This window comes from Mesorhizobium sp. M0060 (assembly GCF_040323155.1).
In the GTDB taxonomy this organism is placed as follows: domain Bacteria; phylum Pseudomonadota; class Alphaproteobacteria; order Rhizobiales; family Rhizobiaceae; genus Mesorhizobium.
The window spans coordinates 51,762-68,966 of record NZ_JAMYUP010000010.1 but is presented as its reverse complement, the minus strand read 5'-3'; the positions used below and the strand labels follow the sequence as shown (position 1 = coordinate 68,966).

Genomic DNA, 17,205 nt, shown 5'->3' with positions numbered 1-17,205 from the left:
TGGAATGTCGTCACGATTGCTGCACTATATCAGTGCATAAGCGATGGGATGGGCCAGGGAGAGTTGGGCGCTTGAAAGAAGCCAGAATCCAGAAACCGGAGCGGCAGCAGCGCCTGTTCGGCCTGTCGACGCCGCTCAGGGCCGCCGTCATTCCGCCGCTGTCGGCGGCGCGCTGGCTCCTGGTGCTGATCGTCGCCGCCGGCGTCTATTTCTTCCACGGCTTCCTGTTCCCGGTCCTTGCCGCCCTGGTGATCGCTTTCGCCAGCTGGCCGCTCTATCGGCGGCTGCTCGCCGGCGTCGGCGGCAACCGCACGATCGCCGCGACGCTTGCGATCCTTTTCATCCTGACCTTCCTGGTAGTGCCGATCGCGCTTGCCGGCACCTACGCCATCAACGAGGTGCGCGAATGGGTCGGCTGGGCGATCGAGACCAACCGCTACGGCGCGCCGACGCCGCACTGGATCGCCACGCTGCCTGTAGTGGGCGAATGGCTGAACGAGCAGTGGACGGTCAATCTCGGCCATCCCGGCGGTATCGGCGAACTGATCCAGCTGATCAGCGGTGCCAATATCGGCAGCATCTATCGCGGCGTGCTTGCCGCCGGCGGCAGCGCTTTCGGCCTTTTGCTGACGCTGCTGTTCATGATGATCGCGCTGTTCTTTGCCTATCGCGACGGCGAGCATTTCGCCGGGCAGGTCGACCGCCTCGGCGAACGCATCCTGCCGGCCAGATGGGAACGGATCTCACGCGTGGTGCCGGCGACGATCTCGTCGACGGTGACCGGCATGACCGTTATCGCCATCGGCGAAGGACTGGTGCTGGGCATCGCTTACTGGCTGGCCGGCGTGCCGTCGCCGGTGACGCTCGGCGCGCTGACCGGCATCATGGCGCTGATTCCCGGCGGCGCGCCGCTGTCCTTTACGCTGGTCTCGATCTATCTCGCCGCCAGCGGCTCGCCGATGGCCGGCCTGGCGCTGTTCATCTGGGGCGCGGTCGAACTCTTCATCGTCGACAAGACATTGCGCCCGAAGCTGGTCGGTGGCCCGATAAAGCTGCCCTTCCTGCCGACTTTTTTCGGCCTGATCGGCGGCGTCAAAACGATGGGTTTTCTCGGCCTGTTCATCGGCCCGGTGCTGATGGCCCTGCTGGTCGCGATCTGGCGCGAATGGCTGCGCGAGGTGGAACTGACCGATGAACTCGCTGCCGCCGAACCGACGGAGCAGGATGACGCACCGCCGCAGATCGAAATTGTCGCCGACCGCGCCGCCGCGAAAAAGAATCAGGCCGGGTGACTGACGGCGAGCGTGGCGCGGCGCTTGCGCCCCTCGTGCAGCTGCCAGAGCGAATGGCCGATCAAAGTGACGATGAGGATCGCGCCACCGATAAGGCTGTTGCGCGACGGCGTTTCGGCGAAGATCATCCACACCCAGACCGGCGCCAGCACGGTTTCGAGCAGATAAAACATCGCCACTTCCGGCCCGGAAATGTATTTAGGCCCGTTGGCGAGGCAGAAGAACGAGATCGGCATGATGACGGCGCCGTTGAAGACGATCCACCACGGTGCGCTGACCTGGAAACCAACCTTGGAGACCATGAGGGCGGCGACGGCAAGCGGCAGGACGACTCCGATCAGCGCGGTGAAACCCATATCCTTGCCGCTCGCGCGAGAGATGGTGATGGCCGCGGCGATCATAAAGGCCGAGCATAGCGCCATCAGGTCGCCGAAGAGATGCCCGGTTCCGACGGAATCGCCGACGATGATCACGACGCCGGCGATCATCAATGCCAGCGCTGCAAGCGTCAGTGGCCGTGGCCTCTCCTTCAGGAACAGCCACGACAAAAGGGCCGCGAACATGGTGGTGAAGGCCAGGATGAAAACGAGGTTTGCGGTCGAGGTGTTGTAGACGCCGGTAATAAAGGCGATCGAGCCGAGCCCGTAGAGGGCGGCAACGACAAGCCCCGACCAGCCCGGGATAAGCTGCGGTGCGTTTGTGCTCAGCGACCGCCAGACCGCCCAGATAATGAGGGTTGCGACGAAGGTTGTGCCGGTGCGCAACAGCAGGATCGTCCATGCCTCGCCGTCGGCGAGCCGGATCAGCGGAATGTCGACAGTCAGCGTCAACCCCCCGATGGCGGTGATCAGAAGGCCTTTCTGGTGGTCGTTGTGGGAAGACATGCCGCAATTCTCGCGATGAGCTTGGAGGCGCAAAATTTGACCCGCCCGGTCTTCCAGCCGATCGGCCGGAAGCCCAGCGGCATCCTCCTCGAAACAATCTAAGAGTGAATACCGAAAGCGGAAATCAGCGCGAAACCGCTTCGTGATTGTAGCGTTCCCAGCCTTTCGGGCCGAGATGCTCCTGCGGCTGGAAGCGCATCTTATAATTCATCTTGCGCGAGCCGTTGACCCAGTAGCCCAGGTAGACATGGGGCAGGCCCATCGCCCTGGCGCGGGCGATGTGGTCGAGGATCATGAAGGTGCCGAGCGAACGGTCCACGAAGTCCGGGTTGAAGTAGGAATAGACCATCGACAGGCCATCGGCCATCTTATCGGTGAGCGCCACGGCGATCAGTTCACCCTGGCCCTTGCCGGTGATGAAACTGTCGGGCCCGCGGCGGCGGTATTCGATGACCTTGGTGTCGACATGGGTATCCTCGATCATCATGGCGTAGTCGAGCACGGTCATGTCGGACATGCCGCCACGGCGGTGGCGGGCGTCGAGATAGCTGCGGAACAGCGAATACTGCTCGGTGGAGGGTTCGGCGTCGTGCATGGCGCCGACCAGATCCGAATTATGCTGTATGACCCGTTTCATGTTGCGGCTGGCGGTGAATTCCTGCGCCAGGATACGCACCGACACGCAGGCGCGGCAGGTCTCACAAGCCGGCCTGTAGGCGATGTTCTGCGACCGCCTGAAACCGCCTTGCGTCAACAGATCGTTCATCTCGGGGGCCTTGTCGCCGACCAGGTGTGTGAACACCTTGCGCTCGAACTGGCCCTCGAGATAGGGACATGGCGAGGGCGCGGTCAGAAAGAACTGTGGCGACTGGGTCGGGTGCTGCGTCATCGAGCCTTGGAAACACTCCTGCGAATCGCTCTACCTTTGGCGCGGATGCCGAAAAATTCAACAGGATTGTGAAGGCCTGGGTGATTGGACGTCTTCACTTTTGTGCGCAAAGGCTGCGGCCGCGCTTCAAAGCCGCTCAGCGGCCGCTGCGGCTGACGACCGTGCCGAGCAACAGGTCGTGCAGCGTGCGCTTGCGGTCGGAAAACAGGCTCACCAGCAGGACCAGCGGCGAAAGGATGACATTGCCCGCCCAGAACAGCACCGAATGCACGACGGCGGTCAGCCCGTCGATGCGGCTGCCGTCGAGCCGGTCGAGCCGGATGCCCATCATCTTCATGCCGGTTGTGGCCTGGTCTCTACTGCCGAGCGTGTTCCAGATGTAGAGGATGGCGACGGTCGGCACGAGAATGGAAAACAGCATCCAGCCGAGGCCAAGCGTCAACAGCCCGAACAGGAACACCAGGATCGCGAAAGGAATGGTGAGCAGCGCCACGATGAAATAATCGATGACGAAGGCGAGAATGCGCCGCGTGCGCACGCCGTCATAGGCGCGGACATCTTCGAGCCTGCTGGTGATGATTTCGCCGTCGAGAACGCGAGCGTTCATGTCATTTCCTCGTAATCGAACCCGGGTTAATGCACGGGGCCGCCTCTCGGTGAAATGGTGAAGGTTCGCGGCGGAATCAAGATCGAGCCTTTTGCCGCCGCGTAGATAGTGACGGAGTGCCTGGTGCCGTCTGACTTGTTGAATTCATGGCGCGGATAGCGTTAGCTTGTTGCGGCGCAACAAAAGGTGCCGAGCCGAGGGGACGGGGCGACATGGACTACGACATGCTGGTCATCGGCAGCGGCCCTTCCGGGCGCCGCGCTGCGGTGCAGTCGGCCAAGCTCGGCAAGTCGGTGCTGGTGGTCGATAGGGGCCGGCGCCTCGGCGGCGTGTCGGTGCATACCGGCACCATCCCGTCGAAGACGTTGCGCGAGACGGTGCTCAACCTCTCAGGCTGGCGTGAGCGCGGCTTTTATGGACGCGGCTACCGTGTGAAGCAGGACATTTCGGTCGGCGATTTGGTCGAGCGCCTGCACAAGACGCTCGACCATGAGGTCGAGGTGCTGCAGCACCAGTTCATGCGCAACACGGTCAAGAGCGCGCGCGCCGCGGTAAAATTCCTCGGCCCCAACAAGGTCAGCCTGACCACCGACACCGGCGACTACAGCGAGGTTGGCTTTGCCCATGCGCTGATCGCGGTCGGCACCCGGCCGCACCGGCCGCGCGACGTGCCCTTCGACAAGACACGTGTCTTTGACAGCGATGAGATGCTGGAACTCGACCGCCTGCCGCGCACGCTGACGGTGATCGGCGCCGGCGTTATCGGCGTCGAATATGCGACGATTTTTTCGGCGCTCGACGTGCCGGTCACGCTGGTAGAGCCCCGCAACACCATGTTGGATTTCGTCGACCGCGAGATCGTCGATGACTTCATCCATCAGATGCGCGACCGCGGCATGACGATTCGATTGGGCAGTGCCGTCAAGGAGATCGCCTCGAAACCCGATTACGCCGAGGTGACGCTGGCCGACGGCCGCACCATACGTTCCGAGATCGTGCTTTATGCTGCAGGGCGTACCGGCAATGTCGGCAGCCTGGGGTTGGAAGCGGTCGGCATCGAAGCCGATTCCCGAGGCCGCATCAAGGTCGATCCGCAGACCTTCCAGACCAGCGCGCCGAACATCTATGCCGCCGGTGACGTCATCGGCTTTCCGAGCTTGGCCTCGACCTCGATGGAGCAGGGCAGGGTGGCTGCCTGCCACGCGTTCGGCGTGCCCTTGCCGCCGCCGCCCGAGACCTTTCCTTACGGCATCTACGCCGTGCCGGAAATCTCCACCGTCGGCCAGTCCGAGGAGCAGGTGCGCGAGAGTGGTGCCGCCTATGAGGTCGGCGTGGCGCGGTTTCGCGAGACATCGCGCGGCCACATCATGGGCGTCAACACTGGCTTCCTGAAGCTTTTGTTCTCGATAGAAACACGCCGTCTGCTCGGCGCCCATATTGTCGGCGAGGGCGCGACCGAACTCATCCACATTGGCCAGGCGGTCATCAATCTCGGCGGCACTGTCGACTTTTTCGTCAACAACACCTTCAACTATCCGACGCTGGCCGAAGCCTACAAGATCGCCGGGCTGGATGCCTGGAACAGGATGGGGCGGGCGTAGACGATGATCCCGAATCGAAGGACCGCGTCAGCGAAAAGTGGGCATCGGTTTTGCTGCGCGGACCTTCGGATGGGGGCAGGACACTCAGCAGTGGCGCATTGCAACCGACATGGTAGCCGTTGCGTTTCAGCCAAACGGATTGCCGAACAGGGCAAAGCAATGACTGGGGCAGCGCCAAGGAAAACCTTCGCCTGGATTTCCCGAAACACGGTGCTTCTGGCGCTGGCGAGCCTGTTTGCCGACATTTCGACAGAGATGCTTTATCCGATCCTGCCGATCTTCCTAACACAGACTCTGCACGCAAGCGGGAGCGTCGTCGGTCTGGTCGACGGAATCGCCCAGGCGACGCAGAACATCGTGCAAGGTTTTTCGGGCTGGCTCTCGGACAGGTTTCAGAAGCGGAAACCGATAGCCCTCATTGGCTATTTTCTGGCCTCTATCGCCAAACCGCTGATCGGCATGGCCACGGTGTGGCCGATGGTCCTGGGCGCGCGGTTTGTGGATCGGCTCGGTGCAGGCTTCCGATCCGCTCCGCGCGACGCGCTCCTTGCTTCGTCCGTGGCCGAGGAGCACCGAGGCAAAGCATTCGGCCTCGAAGGCATTGGCGATAATCTGGGAGCGTTTCTGGGGCCACTGCTCGCGGTGCTGCTTCTCATCGCGCTCAAAGTCGATATCCGCTGGATCTTCTATCTCGCGCTCATTCCCGGTCTCCTCGCCTTCCTCATGGTGGTGTTGGTGCACGAGCAGCCACTGGCCGTAGCCGCAAAGGCCAAGATCGACGTCAATCTGCGGCAGTTTCCCAAAGCCTACTGGACCTATCTCTTGGTGACAGCTCTCTTCGGCATCGGCAATTCGAGCAATGCATTTCTGATTCTGCAAACACAGGATATCGGTGCCTCTTTGGAGGCAACCATTCTTATCTACGCAGGCTTCAATCTCGTTGCGGCGCTGACTTCCTACCCGGCCGGCTTTCTATCGGACCGCTTCGGCCGCAAGGGCGTGTTACTGTCGTCCTTCGTCATCTTCCTGATCGCCTATCTCGGCTTCGCCTTGACCCGGAACATCTATCTGATCGGGCTGCTTTTTGCCTTCTACGGGTTCTATCAAGGCATCTTCCGCTCAGTCGGCAAGGCATTCGCCTCGGACTTCGTGCCGCAAGAGCTGCGTGCCAGCGGCATCGGCTGGTACAGCACCACGGTCGGCCTGCTGGAACTCGCGGCAAGCGTTGTCGCCGGACAGCTCTGGGATCGTGTAAGCCATGAGGCGGTGTTCATCTACGGCGCTGTCTTCGCCGTGGTCGGCAGTGCTGGTCTGCTTGCCCTGCTTCCCTGGCGAACCAACGGTCATAGTGTGTCGGCGGCGTCGTAGTGCCGCCGGGGCGTTGCCGATGATGAGCAGCCTTTGATAAAACGTTCTACTCAAACGGAAGGTCCCTGATCATGACGCCCGTCAGTGTTCGCTATATTGTCGACGATGTCGCTGCTTCCATCGATTTCTACGTGAAGCATCTGGGCTTTGCCATTGAACGGGATGCGCGGCCGGCTTTCTGCTCGGTCACGCACGGCGATCTGCGGCTTCTGCTGAGCGGGCCGGAGAGCTCGGGCGCACGGGCGATGCCGGATGGCCGCCGGCCGGTGCCGAGAGGGTGGAACCGCATCCTGCTGGTGGTGCCGGATCTGAAGCAAGAGGTTGCGCGCCTGAAGGGCGCCGGGCTCGCCTTCTGCAACGATATCATCAACGGCGTCGGCGGCTCGCAGACCCTGCTCGAAGACCCGTCCGGCAATGTGATCGAGCTGTTCCAGCCCGCCGCACACTGACATTCGATGGTCGGGCCCGCGTTGTGCGTGCGCTCAATCCGCTCGTTCAGCAGTTGCCTGACCCGCCAGCCACTGCCTGACGATTTCAGCATCCGGATCGCCGATTTCGTGGCCTGAGGCAATGGTGTGGGCCTCCACCTTGGCGCCACGCGAACTGAGCAGCGCGACCAGCGCCGGTGCGAAGGGCGCGTAGATCAGGTCGGCGGCGCCGGCGATGATCAGAGCCCGCGCCTTCGACAGGTCGGCCGGCGGCACCTCGTCGAGCACCGGCATCGGACGCAGCAATGCAGCGCGCTCGATGAGGCCAGGATGCAGCAGCATGACGCTTGAAACCAGATTGGCGCCGTTCGAATAGCCGAGAAAGGTCGCGCGGCGGAGATCGAGGCTGTGGCGCTTCGCGACGCCGGCGACGAAGCCTGCAAACGCATCTGCCTCCGCGCGGATACTTGCCTGCTCGAATCGCGTCGGGGTGATTCGCGTGAACCAGCGGAAACCGTCCTCCTGAGGGATGCGGCCACGGACCGTAACCAGCGCCGCGTGCGGCGCGATTTGCCGACCAAACGGCAGCAAGGTCGTCTCGTCGACACCCGATCCATGCAACAGGAACAGCCAGTCCCCGGGTAAATTGGCGGGTCGACGGAGCCGGTAGAAAAAGCCTGAATTCTCCTGCAAAATACCGTCTTCGAGGCTTTCCTCGGCCATAGTCACATCCTTTTGATTTCGCGTTACTTTCGTTAATTTGCCGGCTTCAAAACGGAATATTTTCAAGCTCCGCGAAAGTTGATTGAACCGGGCGCATTTCAGTCCGTTTCTTCGCCGATATAATCCCCGCGGGAGGGATCGAAGCAGTGTGCGCCGGGGTGGTCGCATTGCCGGGCATGAACAACCAGCTTTAAGGCCTTTTATCGATGACCATGCCAGTTTCGCCGGAACGCGATACGCGTATTGATGTGTTCCGGGCTCTCGCCCTCCTGACCATATTCGTCGACCACGTGCCGGGCACCGTGTTCGAAACCCTGACCTACAAGAATTTCGGGTTTTCAGATGCGGCCGAGGCCTTCGTGCTGATCTCCGGCATGTCCGTCGCTCTCGCCTACGGCACCAAATTCCAGCCGGGAAACCGGCTGATTGCAACGCTGAAAATGTGGCGCCGCGCCGGCGTGCTCTATGTCACCCACATCGTCACGACGATGGTGGTGATGGCCATTTTCTGCGCGGCGGCTGTGTTTGCGAAACGGCCGGACCTTCTGACGCTGATCAACATCGAGCCGCTCGTCAGGAACCCGCCACAAGTCCTGGTCGGCATCGTCACGCTCGGCCATCAGCTCGGTTACAACAACATACTGCCGGTCTATGCGGCGCTGCTGTTGATGGCGCCGGCCTTCCTGCTGTTCATCAGCTACAGGCCACTGGCGGCGCTTGCCGTATCCGCAGCCCTTTGGCTGATCGCCGGAATCTACCAGATCGCGCCGCCGAACTACCCGGAGCCCGGTTTCTGGTTCCTCAATCCGCTGTCATGGCAATTGCTGTTCAATATCGGCATGGCCAGCGTGTTGCATGTGCGGCGCGGCGGCACCATCCCGGTCAATCGCTGGCTGGTCGGCGCGGCCGCCGCCTATGTGCTGACGGCGCTCGTCTGGGTGCACAGCCCGTTGTGGGGGCATGTGTCGTGGCTCGACCTGCCGGTGGTGCTGACCGGTTTCGACAAGACGTTCCTGTCCTTGCCGCGGCTGCTGCACATCCTGGCGATGAGCTACCTGGTCGTCGCCTTGCCTTTCGTCTCGAACCTGTTTCGCACCGGCCGCGACAATCCGCTCGCCATATTGGGCAAACGCTCGCTGCCCGTTTTCATTGCCGGCACGGTGATTGCCATGGCGGCACAGGTGATGAAGCTGATCAACCCGGGCGGCTTTGCCTATGACAGTCTGCTGCTCGCCGCCGGCATCGCCATGCAGTTCGCGCTCGCCTTCTATCTGGAATGGCTGTCCGCTATCGGCTGGTCCGGCAAGGGCAAGCCGGTCCGCAACGAGGCGTCGCCTGTCCGTCCATCCTTTGGCATCGGTCCCATGGCGGCCAATCGATAAGATTTGGAGCCGATCTGCCCAGTCAACCTGTGCCTGGCGGCGGCCCGGACGACGCCCTGACGACAAGTTCGACGCCGAGCGTTTCTCGCCGCACCGTGCCGTCGAAGTCGAGGATCCTTCGCGCCGCCCGGCGACCGATCTCGGCGATCGGCTGGGCGACGGTGGTAAGTGGAGGATCGCAAATTGCGGCTTCAGGCACGCCGTCGAAGCCGACGACGGAAACATCGCGAGGGACCGCAATGCCCCGCGCGTTGAGCCATTCCAACGCTTCCATCGCGACCCGGTCCGACATCGCCAGGATGGCGGTCGGCGGTTCTGCCGAGGCGAAGATGGTTTCGAGGCCGGCCTTTGTGCTGGCCTCGTCGTTTTCAGTCTCGTAGACCGGCACTTTGGCGGTATCGACACCGAACCGGGAAAGCTCTTCGAGATAGCCGAGGAGGCGGTCACGGGTTCCCGTATAGACCGCCGTCCGGACCCGCTCGGGCGAGACAAGACCGGTGCTGTCGTCGGCGAAGGCCAGCGACAGCACGGCGAAGCGGCGATGTCCAAGTTCCGCCAGATGGCGCGCCGCGAGCCGGCCGCCGGCAACATTGTCGACGCCGATCGCGGAGACCGTGTCGTCCTGCGAGCCGAGCTCGAGCGCGACGAAGGGGAGCTTGCGTTCGCGCGTCAGCTCGACGAGGCGCGGACCGCCCTCGATGCAAAACAGGATGAAGCCGTCAACCAGGGCGCTCTGGATGTTCCAGGCAAGTTTTTCCTCGTTGCCGGCCGACACGAGGGCTATTCCAGCGCCGGTGGCGTCGCATGCCTCCGAAATGCCGGCCATCATCACGCGGGCAAAAGGGTCGTCGAAGAAATAGGACAGCGGCTCGGTGGTGGCGACGCCGATCGCGTTGACCTTGCCGGCACGCAGCAGGCGGCCCTTGGGATCGGGGCCGGCATAGCCCAGCGCCTCGGCCGCCGCCTTGACGCGCGCGCGGACTTCCTCACGCACGATTTCGGGACGGCTGAAGACATTGGAGGCGGTGCCGTGTGATACGCCCGCGGCTTTGGCGATGTCCGCCAGCCGGATGGGCCTCCTGCTGCCTTCGGTGAGTGATGCCATTTGTTTGTCTCCGGGACTCCGGTCCAACAGTATCGCCGATTACCTACCACTTTCGTTGGATCGATTCAAATTTTTGCTTGACATTTATGGTGCGACGCGTATTCTTTGAATCGATCCAAGAGCGTTTTTCGTCCCCAGATTGGATCGATACAAGAGGAGAGTGCCATGCAGGAGGCCCGGAAGCGGCGAGACAGGACCGGTCCGTGGATTCGCGACCTGCGTTTCCTGGTGGGACGCAAGCGGAGCTGATCTGCAAAGTATTTTTGTGCCTGCTGATTGGATCGATTCAAATAAGCAAGAGGAGATGAAGTCATGCACCCGATCAACCATCTGTTCGAAGACATCTATCGCAATTATTGGGGCATTTCGCCGGCCACTGAGCGGCCGGAACGGCGGCGTGTAGTCAAGGCGACCAAGCGCGATGGTCAACTCCGGCCCGAACGTCGGCAAGACTGAGTTGGCAAGACAGAGCCCGCAAGACTGAGCCAGTGGATCGAGGGCCGCTGGCGAAGAGCAGCAGCCGCCATTGGCTGCCGCGTCAAGGGCGCGGGCGTACGAGCGCCGAGGCTGCCATCACCAGCCAGCCGCCGATGAGCACGGTGCCGCCGATCGGCGCCGACATCGGGAACAGCCGCGAGCCAAGGAAGTCCCGGGCGAGGAGATCTCCCGAGAACAGCAGAAGCCCGATGAGAAGGATGAGGCTTCCGGTTCGCAGGATGCTATTTCCACCGAGCAGCCCGACGGCAAGGAAGACTGGTGCATGCATGAGCAGGAAGGACGCGGCCGTACCGACGAAAGCGCCGCCGAGATGCGCCGCCGCCGCCGAAAGCGCCACGCCGGTTGCGCCGCACAGTCCGCCGGCAAAAACAAGAATGCTGCTGCCTGCCGTGTGTTCGGCCATGCTCATTTCCACGCCTCCGTGATTCCTGGCGACCGCCTGAGATAGTGCTTGCGAACCGTGTCAGGATTTGCCGGCTTCCGCCAGCATGTCGCGTTCGCGGCGTGACTGCACCAGCCAATTATAGGCCGCTCCGCCCGCCATCAGCACGGACGTGCCGAGAAACACCGCGCGCATGCCGAAATGGCCGCCGACGAAGCCGCCGAGCAGCGGCCCGGCGACCTGCCCGACATATTGCGCCGAGATCGATAAGCCCAGCACATTGCCGCCGACGCCGTCCGGCACATTGTGGCGGATGACGCTGGTGATGCAGGGCAAAAGACCGCCAAGCGCCAGGCCCATCAGGAAACGCAGGCCGACGAGCTGCCAGCCCTGCGTGACGAAGGCCTGCGGGATCAACAGTAGCCCCGAGACTGCGAGTGCGGCAACGATGACGTTCCAGTGGCCGATACGGTCGGCGAGCTTGCCGAGCCGCGAAGCCGACAGGATGGCGCCAAGCGCTGCCGCCGACATGACGATGCCGGAGACCAGCGTGACGCGACTCTGATCTTCGATGAGCTGCTGGACGTAAACCGTGATGATCGGCTCGATCGACATGGTGGCGAAACTCAACAGCATGCCGGTCGCCAGCATGGCGACGACGGGGCGCTTGTCGGGAATCTGCGACCAGCCGCCTTTCGCTTTTTCTTCTGACGCGGCCTTGGCGGCAACCAGGCGAGGGGCCTCCTTGATCAGCAAGGTGGTTGCCAGAAACGCCAGGAAAATGACGCCGCCGGCGAGCAGGAATGTGGCGCGGATCCCAATCAGCGGCGGCAGCGCGCCGCCGAGCAACGGGCCGACCAGGGCACCGGCCGTGATGCCGGCCGACAGCACGCCCAGCGCCCAGCCGGAGCGATCCTTCGGCGTCTGCATGGCAACCAGGATGGTCGAGCCTGAAGAATAGCCGCCAGCAAAGCCGATCAGTAGGCGCAAGAACACCAATTGCCAGACGGTCTGCACCATGCCGGTCAGCGACATGCACAGCGCCATGCCGAAACTGGCACGCACCAGCATCAATTTGCGGCCGTAGCGGTCGCCTAGCCGCCCCCACAGGGGTGCGACCAGCGCGGCAGCAAAGAAGGTGGCGCCGTAGGCGATGCCCGACCACTGCACGATCGCCGCATGGCCCTCGGCGCCCAGCTGCTCGACGTAGAGCGGCAGGAAGGGCAACAGCAGCGTCATCGCCACGAGCGTGCTGAACGAGCCGGCAAAGCAAACGGCGAGATTGCGGCGCCAGTGGATGTTGTGGGTGTCTTGCACGGCGAGGGTGGCGTCTTGGGGCATATCAGATACTGCTATCGTTAGCTTGCTGCGGATACCACTTTGGTATACCAAACTGGTATCCGTCATGAACGCAAGGCTGGCCGCTGTCAATGCGGTCCCTGCAATGTGATCGCCAACAGTGGCCGGTGAACAAGAGGGCCGACGAACCGGCTCCAGCAAACGGAACGCCAATGTCGCAGATGCAGAACGTCGAAAAGCAGCTTCGCGAGATGATCCTCGGGCTCGAGATCGGTCCCGGCGAGCGGCTGACGGAGCGCTGGATCGAAAGCCGCTTCGGCGCCTCGCGCACGCCGGTCAGGGCGGCATTGCTGCGATTAGAGACCGAAGGCCTGGTCTGCCGCGACGGCCGCGGCTGGACGGTCTCGCCCATCAATCTTGCTGAGCTGGAGCAGATCGCGGTCTACCGCGAGGCGGTCGAGGTCGCGGCACTCAGGCTGACTTGTGCCTTGCAGGATAGGAGTGCCGTCGAAATCATCGAGGCGATGCTCGATTCTTGCGACGACAAGACGCCGCGCGAGGAATGGCATCGCGTCGGCATGGATTTTCATATCGAGCTGGCACGCCTGTCTGGCAACGAGTTCCTGTTCAGGGCGGTTCGCGACGCGATGACGCGGCTGTCGCGCGCCCGATGGCTCGAGGTTCGCGACGAGGCGGCACTTGGCCGTGCCTGGGCAGAACACCATGCCATCCTATCGGCGGTGCGGGCAGGCGATGCCGATGGGGCTGCCCGCCTGCTTTCAGCCCATATCGTCGGCAGCCGCGACCGGCTGGTAACGTCGCTGCGCAACGACCGGCGCGGCCTGCGCGCCAGGGGATTTGCCGTCGTCGCCTGAGTCCGGATCCGCGGCCATTGATCACGAAAAAGGCAGATGAGCGAAGAAAGCTACTTTCGGTCTCGCTTCGCAAATGCTGATGGCGTAAGAGCGGCGATGGAAAACAATCGATTTGACACACCCGTGACCGTCAAGGGCGCGGCGGGAAGCAACCAGCTCTTGCGTACGGCTCGCGAGGCTTCCGACTACCTCCTCAACAATTGGCCCGGCAAGCGCAGCCCCAAGCATCGCGAAGCGCTGCAGGCCTGTCACGATGCGCTGGCCGGCGACAAGCCGGCCATGAACGCAAGACGGGCCTTCATTGCCGCCGCCCGCGAAGTGAACGTCTTCGTCAGCGACAAGGCGCCCGCCTAAGGCATAGCGGGACTTGACCGAGATCCGGCCCGCCTGGCGGGCCGGATCTCATCACTCTGCCGTTTCGGTTTTGGTTTGGGACTCGCTTTCGTCCTCGGGCGTCGACCGTTCCTTGGCCGCGACTTTGGCAGCCTGCTTTTCCGCCTTCTTGGCAGCCTTCTGCCGGTCGCGTTCCTTGCGTTCCTGACCGTAGTTCGGTGCTCGCGCCATATCGTTTCCTTTCATTGTGCTTGGCCCTTGCCTAGGAGCATTGAGCCACAAATACAACACCGCAGGGCACGATCGGCTCCATATCTCAGCGCAGTTCCGGGAGTCCGGCTTCAGCCCGTTTTTCAGGCGCCGTCCCGGTCGAGAACCAGATCGGCCGGACCGAACCGGTCCTTCGCCGTGAACTGCTGGTGCCAGTAGGGATAGAGCACGGGTGGCCTGCTGACCGCGTCGAGGCGTGTGCGCTCCTCATCGGCAAGCACCAGGCTTGCAGCAGCGATATTGTCCTTGAAATGCGCTTCGGTTCGTCCGCCGATCACCAGCGAGCTGACAGCGGGCCGGCCGAGCAGCCAGGCAAGCGCCACCTGCGCCGCCGACACGCCATGGTTGTTGCCGACGTCGATCAGCACATCGACGATCCGCCACAGCCGGTCCTCGTCGCGGATCGGCGGTTCCGACCAGCCGCTGAGCTGGCGGGCGGTCGGCTGGTCGCGGCGGTATTTGCCGGACAGCAATCCGCCGGCGAGCGGGCTCCAGACCAGCACACCGAGCCCCTGGTCGACCGAGATCGGCAACAATTCATACTCGGCTTCGCGCGCTTCCAGCGTGTAATGGATTTGCTGGGTAACGAAGCGCGGCTGGTGCTGACGGTCGGCGATGCCGAGTCCCTTCATTACTTGCCAGCCCGAATAATTGGAACAGCCGACGTAGCGAACCTTGCCCTGCGTGACCAGAGTGTCTAGCGCGGCAATGGTTTCCTCGAGTGGTGTCAGGCCATCCCACTCGTGCAGGAAATAGATGTCGATGACATCGGTTCTGAGCCGCTTCAGGCTCCTCTCGCATTCGCGGATCAGATGGTAGCGCGACAGGCCTTCATCATTAGGGCCTTTGCCGATCCGCATGCGCGCCTTGGAGGCGATCAGCACGTCGCCTTTGCGCTTGCCGCCGAGCGCCTCGCCGATGATCTCTTCCGACAGCCCGTTCGAATAGACGTTGGCGGTGTCGATGACATTGATGCCGGTGTCGATGCAAAGGTCGATCATCCGGCGCGCCTCGTCGAGATCGGTCTTGCCGACCGCCGAAAACGCGCCGCCGCCGCCGAAGGTCATGGTGCCCATGGTCAGCGTCGAGACCTTCAGCCCGGAATGGCCGAGAGTGCGGTATTCCATGTCGTATCCTCACGATTTATTGGAAAAGGCCGCGCTTCAAGCGTCAGCCCTGAATGAACCGGGCATTTGTAGGACAATTCGTGCCGCTTGTCTCCCATGCTGCAGGGGCAAGATCGATCACATCTTGCGGATTGGACGCGCAGCCGGCGCAGGGTGGGCTGCAATAAAACCGTCATTGCCGGCCTATAGTAATTTCGGTTCGGCGCTTTGTTTTCCGGCCGCCCGGCCGGGCGGCAGAGCGTCTGGCGGCTGTAAGCGGAGCGGCGCAAATGACCGAGACAAAACAGAATTCCCCGGCCAGGGACTGGCTCGAAGCGGAACTCGCCGACACGCTCGACGAAGACTATGAGCTGGAAATCTCGGAGCCGGCGCTGTCGATGGAGATCGCCAAGATCTACAAGGATGCACATCCGCCATCGATCGACCGCCTGCAATATTTTCGCGATCTCATCACGCTGCAATCCGAATTGATCAAGCTGCGGTCCTGGGTCGCCTATCACAAGAAGAAGCTCGTCGTGGTCTTCGAGGGCCGCGACTCGGCGGGCAAGGGTGGCGTCATCAAGCGCATCACCCAGCGGCTCAATCCGCGTATCTGCCGCGTCGTAGCACTTCCGGCGCCGACCGAGCGGGAGAAGTCGCAATGGTATTTCCAGCGCTACGTTCCGCATCTGCCGGCCGGCGGCGAGATCGTGCTGTTCGACCGCTCCTGGTATAACCGCTCCGGCGTCGAGCGGGTGATGGGCTTTGCCCAGCCGGATCAGGCCGAGCAGTTCTTCCGCGACGTGCCGGATTTCGAACGCATGCTGGTCCGTTCCGGTGTCACGCTGGTCAAATACTGGTTCTCCATCACCGACGAGGAGCAGCAGATGCGCTTCCTAATGCGCATCCACGACCCGATGAAGCAGTGGAAACTGTCGCCGATGGACCTGCAGTCGCGCGTGCGCTGGGAACAGTACACCAAGGCCAAGGAAGAGACATTCGCCCGCACCAACATTCCCGAAGCCCCGTGGTTCATCGTCGAGGGCAACGACAAGAAGCGGGCACGGCTGAACTGTATCGACCATCTCCTCAAGCAAATGCCCTATGAAGAGGTGCCGCACGAGGAGATCACGCTACCGGAGCGCGTCTTCAATCCCGAATACGAGCGCCAGGTGCTGCCGCGCGAGCTGTATGTGCCGGAGAAATACTGAGTAAACGAGCGAGGAAGGCGCTGCCTCAGTGGCGGCGCCCTGCAACAAGCTAGGCGCGCTTGATGATGACGTGCGTTGCATTCGACGTCGCAACCTGGTCGCTGCACCGGTAGCCGAGCTTGAGCATGTCAATGCCGGCAAAAAGGTTCTCGCCTGAGCCGAGCAGCATTGGCGATATCGCCAGATGCATGTCGTCGATGAGCTTTTCCTGGAGATATTGCCGGATCGTGGCGACGCCACCGCCCAGCCGTACATCCTTGCCGTCAGCCGCTGCTTTCGCCTTTTCCAGCGCTGAGTGGATACCGTCGGTCACGAAATAGAAGGTCGTGCCGCCCTCCATGACGATAGGGTCCCGCGGATGATGCGTGAGCACGAAGACCGGCACATGATAGGGCGGATTGTCCCCCCACCAGCCTTTCCAGCTTTCATCCTTCCAGGGTCCGCGGATCGGCCCGAACATGTTGCGGCCCAGGATCCACGCCCCGATATTTTCGAAACTGCGCGCCGCGAACGCGTCGTCCGTGTCCGTGGTCCCGCCATCTTTGCCAAACATGTCGCGGAAGGTTCGGGTGCCGATCATCCATTTGTGCAGGGCTTCCCCGCCGACACCCAGCGGGTTCTTCAGATCCTGATCGGGACCGGCGCCGAAGCCGTCGATCGACAGGGTGAAAGCTTTGACAGTCAGCTTGGGCATGATTTCCTCCTAACCAGTTGTGATTTGCAATCGGTAATTTTCTAGCTTGACTGATTGCGTTTCGCAAGCGGTATTTTCGGGCGGCGAGCAGCGGCGGCGCAGCTGCGCAATCGCTTCAGACAATAGGGGCCGCGACCTCGCCGCACTTTCTGCAACGCTGGCAATTGGCGAAACTTTTGTGAAGGCGTCTTTCTCCCGTCACTATACGGCGAGAAATGCCCGGCAGGGCAATGAGGGGCAAACCTGACATGATCTCCC

Annotated in this window: 19 protein-coding genes; 9 read left to right on the top strand and 10 right to left on the bottom strand. The window is 62.3% G+C overall.

Annotated elements, in window-relative coordinates:
• Window positions 1–71: 71 nt before the first annotated feature.
• Window positions 72–1,292, top strand: a complete 1,221-nt coding sequence (locus NKJ94_RS12520) for an AI-2E family transporter (protein WP_352525336.1) — start codon at window positions 72–74, stop codon at window positions 1,290–1,292.
• Here NKJ94_RS12520 and NKJ94_RS12515 read toward each other — a convergent pair.
• The 3 genes from NKJ94_RS12515 to NKJ94_RS12505 all read right to left on the bottom strand — a co-directional run bounded on the left by NKJ94_RS12515 (window position 1,280) and on the right by NKJ94_RS12505 (window position 3,672).
• The gene (locus NKJ94_RS12515; protein ID WP_352525335.1) at window positions 1,280–2,176 is read right to left on the bottom strand and encodes a DMT family transporter; all 897 of its coding nucleotides are present in this window, start codon (window positions 2,174–2,176) and stop codon (window positions 1,280–1,282) included. The genes NKJ94_RS12520 and NKJ94_RS12515 overlap by 13 nt on opposite strands.
• A gap of 124 nt (window positions 2,177–2,300) precedes the next feature.
• Complete coding sequence (locus NKJ94_RS12510) at window positions 2,301–3,065, bottom strand: arginyltransferase (protein WP_352525334.1); 765 nt, start codon at window positions 3,063–3,065, stop codon at window positions 2,301–2,303.
• Window positions 3,066–3,201: 136 nt separating this feature from the next.
• Window positions 3,202–3,672 carry an RDD family protein gene (locus NKJ94_RS12505; RefSeq protein ID WP_352525332.1) on the bottom strand — a complete coding sequence of 157 codons (471 nt, stop codon included), beginning with the start codon at window positions 3,670–3,672 and terminating at the stop codon, window positions 3,202–3,204.
• 212 nt (window positions 3,673–3,884) lie between these two features.
• Here NKJ94_RS12505 and sthA point away from each other — a divergent pair, with 212 nt between their 5' ends.
• From sthA to NKJ94_RS12490, 3 genes are all read left to right on the top strand, one after another.
• Window positions 3,885–5,273 (top strand): Si-specific NAD(P)(+) transhydrogenase, encoded by a 1,389-nt coding sequence (sthA, locus tag NKJ94_RS12500; RefSeq protein WP_352525331.1) that lies wholly within the window; start codon window positions 3,885–3,887, stop codon window positions 5,271–5,273.
• A 159-nt stretch (window positions 5,274–5,432) separates the two neighbouring features.
• Window positions 5,433–6,641 (top strand): MFS transporter, encoded by a 1,209-nt coding sequence (locus tag NKJ94_RS12495; protein WP_352525329.1) that lies wholly within the window; start codon window positions 5,433–5,435, stop codon window positions 6,639–6,641.
• Window positions 6,642–6,706: 65 nt separating this feature from the next.
• Complete coding sequence (locus tag NKJ94_RS12490) at window positions 6,707–7,090, top strand: VOC family protein (protein WP_352525467.1); 384 nt, start codon at window positions 6,707–6,709, stop codon at window positions 7,088–7,090.
• 33 nt (window positions 7,091–7,123) lie between these two features.
• On the opposite strand, the gene NKJ94_RS12485 is transcribed toward NKJ94_RS12490, so the two are convergent.
• Window positions 7,124–7,792, bottom strand: coding sequence for an alpha/beta hydrolase (locus tag NKJ94_RS12485; RefSeq protein ID WP_352525327.1), 669 nt, complete (start codon window positions 7,790–7,792; stop codon window positions 7,124–7,126).
• Between the two features lie 206 nt (window positions 7,793–7,998).
• Between NKJ94_RS12485 and NKJ94_RS12480 the strand changes: the two genes are divergently transcribed.
• Window positions 7,999–9,174, top strand: a complete 1,176-nt coding sequence (locus NKJ94_RS12480) for an OpgC family protein (RefSeq protein WP_352525325.1) — start codon at window positions 7,999–8,001, stop codon at window positions 9,172–9,174.
• 22 nt (window positions 9,175–9,196) lie between these two features.
• Here NKJ94_RS12480 and NKJ94_RS12475 read toward each other — a convergent pair whose 3' ends face one another.
• Complete coding sequence (locus NKJ94_RS12475) at window positions 9,197–10,279, bottom strand: LacI family DNA-binding transcriptional regulator (RefSeq protein WP_352525324.1); 1,083 nt, start codon at window positions 10,277–10,279, stop codon at window positions 9,197–9,199.
• A 312-nt stretch (window positions 10,280–10,591) separates the two neighbouring features.
• On the opposite strand from NKJ94_RS12475, the gene NKJ94_RS12470 reads away from it, so the two are divergent.
• Window positions 10,592–10,735 carry a hypothetical protein gene (locus tag NKJ94_RS12470; RefSeq protein WP_352525323.1) on the top strand — a complete coding sequence of 48 codons (144 nt, stop codon included), beginning with the start codon at window positions 10,592–10,594 and terminating at the stop codon, window positions 10,733–10,735.
• Window positions 10,736–10,817: 82 nt separating this feature from the next.
• Here the strand turns inward: NKJ94_RS12470 and NKJ94_RS12465 are convergent, their stop codons facing one another.
• Together NKJ94_RS12465 and NKJ94_RS12460 are read right to left on the bottom strand one after the other, a co-directional pair.
• Entirely contained in the window at window positions 10,818–11,186 is a 369-nt protein-coding gene (locus NKJ94_RS12465) for a DUF423 domain-containing protein (protein WP_352525322.1), read from the bottom strand.
• Window positions 11,187–11,240: 54 nt separating this feature from the next.
• On the bottom strand, window positions 11,241–12,500 hold the full coding sequence (locus tag NKJ94_RS12460) for a multidrug efflux MFS transporter (RefSeq protein ID WP_352525321.1): 1,260 nt from the start codon (window positions 12,498–12,500) through the stop codon (window positions 11,241–11,243).
• 170 nt (window positions 12,501–12,670) lie between these two features.
• Here NKJ94_RS12460 and NKJ94_RS12455 point away from each other — a divergent pair, with 170 nt between their 5' ends.
• On the top strand, window positions 12,671–13,333 hold the full coding sequence (locus NKJ94_RS12455; RefSeq protein ID WP_352525319.1) for a GntR family transcriptional regulator: 663 nt from the start codon (window positions 12,671–12,673) through the stop codon (window positions 13,331–13,333).
• Between the two features lie 96 nt (window positions 13,334–13,429).
• Window positions 13,430–13,687, top strand: coding sequence for a DUF982 domain-containing protein (locus tag NKJ94_RS12450; RefSeq protein ID WP_023674477.1), 258 nt, complete (start codon window positions 13,430–13,432; stop codon window positions 13,685–13,687).
• Window positions 13,688–13,738: 51 nt separating this feature from the next.
• Here the strand turns inward: NKJ94_RS12450 and NKJ94_RS12445 are convergent, their stop codons facing one another.
• Window positions 13,739–13,897, bottom strand: coding sequence for a hypothetical protein (locus NKJ94_RS12445; RefSeq protein ID WP_352525318.1), 159 nt, complete (start codon window positions 13,895–13,897; stop codon window positions 13,739–13,741).
• A 122-nt stretch (window positions 13,898–14,019) separates the two neighbouring features.
• A complete protein-coding gene (locus tag NKJ94_RS12440; RefSeq protein ID WP_352525317.1) occupies window positions 14,020–15,063 on the bottom strand; it encodes an aldo/keto reductase in 1,044 nt (347 codons plus the stop codon).
• 269 nt (window positions 15,064–15,332) lie between these two features.
• Between NKJ94_RS12440 and ppk2 the strand changes: the two genes are divergently transcribed.
• Window positions 15,333–16,253: a polyphosphate kinase 2 gene (gene ppk2 / locus NKJ94_RS12435; RefSeq protein WP_352525316.1), complete on the top strand. Its 921-nt coding sequence runs from the start codon at window positions 15,333–15,335 to the stop codon at window positions 16,251–16,253.
• Between the two features lie 49 nt (window positions 16,254–16,302).
• Here the strand turns inward: ppk2 and NKJ94_RS12430 are convergent, their stop codons facing one another.
• Window positions 16,303–16,947, bottom strand: coding sequence for a dihydrofolate reductase family protein (locus tag NKJ94_RS12430; protein ID WP_352525315.1), 645 nt, complete (start codon window positions 16,945–16,947; stop codon window positions 16,303–16,305).
• Window positions 16,948–17,205: the final 258 nt, after the last annotated feature.

Coding starts and splice junctions, on each gene's coding strand:
- NKJ94_RS12515 (WP_352525335.1), bottom strand. CDS start 2,176: ATGTCTTCCCACAACGACCACCAGAAAGGCCTTCTGATCACCGCCATC.
- NKJ94_RS12510 (WP_352525334.1), bottom strand. CDS start 3,065: ATGACGCAGCACCCGACCCAGTCGCCACAGTTCTTTCTGACCGCGCCC.
- NKJ94_RS12505 (WP_352525332.1), bottom strand. CDS start 3,672: ATGAACGCTCGCGTTCTCGACGGCGAAATCATCACCAGCAGGCTCGAA.
- sthA (WP_352525331.1), top strand. CDS start 3,885: ATGGACTACGACATGCTGGTCATCGGCAGCGGCCCTTCCGGGCGCCGC.
- NKJ94_RS12495 (WP_352525329.1), top strand. CDS start 5,433: ATGACTGGGGCAGCGCCAAGGAAAACCTTCGCCTGGATTTCCCGAAAC.
- NKJ94_RS12485 (WP_352525327.1), bottom strand. CDS start 7,792: ATGGCCGAGGAAAGCCTCGAAGACGGTATTTTGCAGGAGAATTCAGGC.
- NKJ94_RS12480 (WP_352525325.1), top strand. CDS start 7,999: ATGACCATGCCAGTTTCGCCGGAACGCGATACGCGTATTGATGTGTTC.
- NKJ94_RS12475 (WP_352525324.1), bottom strand. CDS start 10,279: ATGGCATCACTCACCGAAGGCAGCAGGAGGCCCATCCGGCTGGCGGAC.
- NKJ94_RS12470 (WP_352525323.1), top strand. CDS start 10,592: ATGCACCCGATCAACCATCTGTTCGAAGACATCTATCGCAATTATTGG.
- NKJ94_RS12465 (WP_352525322.1), bottom strand. CDS start 11,186: ATGAGCATGGCCGAACACACGGCAGGCAGCAGCATTCTTGTTTTTGCC.
- NKJ94_RS12460 (WP_352525321.1), bottom strand. CDS start 12,500: ATGCCCCAAGACGCCACCCTCGCCGTGCAAGACACCCACAACATCCAC.
- NKJ94_RS12455 (WP_352525319.1), top strand. CDS start 12,671: ATGTCGCAGATGCAGAACGTCGAAAAGCAGCTTCGCGAGATGATCCTC.
- NKJ94_RS12450 (WP_023674477.1), top strand. CDS start 13,430: ATGGAAAACAATCGATTTGACACACCCGTGACCGTCAAGGGCGCGGCG.
- NKJ94_RS12445 (WP_352525318.1), bottom strand. CDS start 13,897: ATGGCGCGAGCACCGAACTACGGTCAGGAACGCAAGGAACGCGACCGG.
- NKJ94_RS12440 (WP_352525317.1), bottom strand. CDS start 15,063: ATGGAATACCGCACTCTCGGCCATTCCGGGCTGAAGGTCTCGACGCTG.
- ppk2 (WP_352525316.1), top strand. CDS start 15,333: ATGACCGAGACAAAACAGAATTCCCCGGCCAGGGACTGGCTCGAAGCG.
- NKJ94_RS12430 (WP_352525315.1), bottom strand. CDS start 16,947: ATGCCCAAGCTGACTGTCAAAGCTTTCACCCTGTCGATCGACGGCTTC.